The sequence below is a fragment of the Lactobacillus sp. genome (assembly GCF_051893255.1).
GTDB lineage: Bacteria > Bacillota > Bacilli > Lactobacillales > Lactobacillaceae > Lactobacillus.
In genome coordinates, this window is sequence record NZ_JBJFHB010000074.1 from 1,715 (window position 1) to 3,800 (window position 2,086).

Sequence of the window (2,086 nt, forward strand, 5' to 3'; positions counted from 1 at the left end):
ATCTTCCAATCCACCACCCACTATTCCTGCGGGCCAGCTACGGCTTTGTTTGCCCCAGGCTACGTTAAGCAGACTGACTGGTGGAAGATGAACTTTGTTTTGGGTCTCTTCTACCTGGTAGTCTACGGCGTCATCGGTGGTCTCTGGATGAAGCTGATTGGCCTTTGGTAAAAAAGCAATCCGAAATCTGAAAACGTTAGATAAAACAAGTAACATAACAAGAAATGCCATCTCGGAAGAGATGGCATTTTTGCTTTAGCTATTTATTAAAAGTCAACTTAGACTTGGTTACTGAAGCTAACTTGTTGGAGTGAACGATCAAAGACTTGTTCATAGCTTGCCACTTGCTTTGAGCGTAGTCAGCGTTTTGCTGATTTTGCTCAGTAAGGTACTTGCTTAAGTCATCGCCATTCAAGCTCTTAGCTTTTTGGTCGCTAGCAGCTAGGTTGGCCTTAAGCTTAGCAGTTACGGCTTTCTTGGTTGGCTTGACGTCTTTAGTCATTAAATTGGTCTTCTTGCCATTAGAGTCGAGGAAGGACTTATTCTTGTAAGCTTCCAAAACCATTCCTGTTGTCTTGTAGGTCCAGTAGGCTGATTTCAGATTAGTTGGATCTTGGTAGTCGCCATCAACCTTGTATTGAGATGGAGTATCAGTAATATTGGTGTAGAAAGGCAGGTAGACGCTAGTAGCTGGGGAGGCCATGGCTAGCCATTGAACGCCAGCAATCTCACTCTTAACATTGTTTCTAATTTGTAAGATGTGAGATTCAACATCTGTTGAAACGTTGATTGGCCGGTAACCGCCTTTCCACTTGCCATAAGTGGAGTACTTGGTACCAGTAAAGTGGGAACTTAAGACTGTACCTACTTTAGCTACGCTAACCTTCTTGTCTGGCTTCAAGAAGAGAGTGAAGTGTTTCTTGGTGATCTTTTGCTTCTTGCTTGGCGTCAGGATTCTTTGGCCATCCCACATTCTTGGCCGGTTGTAGATGGAGTCGGTCTTGTCGTTCGTGCCAAAAGCCTTAGCGTAGTAAACTGACCCCTTGGAGTAGCCAGTCATCTTGATCTTCTTGCTCTTGGACCAAGCCTTGACCTTTTTGGTTAAGTTAGTAGAGGCTAGGTAGTTCTTGGAGTCTTTGAGATTAAGCTTGCCGATTACCATTTGGTTAGGGATGACAGCATACTTGGTGTCTGGAACTCTAACGGCTGCCCAGGTATGGCCAGAGCCGATTTCCATGTACCAGATTTCGTTCTTATCGCTAAAAATAACCCCGTTGTTTTCAGCAGAACCTTGCTTTTCGACAATTTGTCCTAAACGCAGAACGCCTTCTTTGGCAGAGTGGATGTATGGCAAAATAACGTCGAGCATGGAAGCTTCTGAAATCCCATTTTTAACTAACGGGTCGGCCTTTAGAGCTTTCTTGTTGCTTGTGCCAGATTCTGTGGCACTCATGGCAACATTGGCACTGTTGATGCCGTCCTCACCAAAAATCCACTGGCCATTTTCCTGCTCACCGTCTGGCGTGCTCGTGTAGCGCAAAGAAGTCTTTGGTAAGTCGAGCTTAAAGCCATTATCTTGAGAGGTATAAGTTTGCGGCATGCTGTTAGCGGCATGAACATAAAAGTGCTTTGACCAAGCACCGACGTCTTCGTTGCGGGCGATTAAGGTCGAGCCATCGGTCGTAGCTTTTTTGCCTACAATCACCGTAGTGCAGGCCTTGCTGACAGAAGTTGGCGCAAAGGCTAAGGCAGCCCCAGCTGCCAAGGTCAGCGCAGTAATTTTTGCTTTACGCATAATTATTTCCCCCTATAAAATTTTTCCTTTAATCCTAGAACTTCGATCATAAAATAAGCGCTTACAAACCGAATTATAACGCAGACCTTTTTAAAATAAAACTATCTATTTAATGTTTAGGATAGAAAATAACCTTTCTGGGGAAGAACTTTTTGCAAAATGAGAAACTATTTTTTTACTTAAATGAGTATTTTAAGCCAAAAGCTTAAAGGACAAATTCGAAAGCTAAACAAGAAATGAAAGAATCTATTGACCTTAAAATTTTACGGTCTAAATTAATTTTCGATAAAA

General features: G+C 43.0%; 2 protein-coding genes. One reads left to right on the forward strand and one right to left on the reverse strand.

Features of this window, described 5'->3' with window-relative positions; genetic code table 11:
• A partial coding sequence (locus ACI4WN_RS06915) for an anion permease (protein ID WP_439777548.1) occupies positions 1–171 on the forward strand: 171 nt, incomplete at its 5' end.
• Positions 172–259: 88 nt separating this feature from the next.
• Here ACI4WN_RS06915 and ACI4WN_RS06920 read toward each other — a convergent pair.
• The gene (locus ACI4WN_RS06920; RefSeq protein ID WP_439777545.1) at positions 260–1,795 is read right to left on the reverse strand and encodes a C69 family dipeptidase; all 1,536 of its coding nucleotides are present in this window, start codon (positions 1,793–1,795) and stop codon (positions 260–262) included.
• Positions 1,796–2,086: the final 291 nt, after the last annotated feature.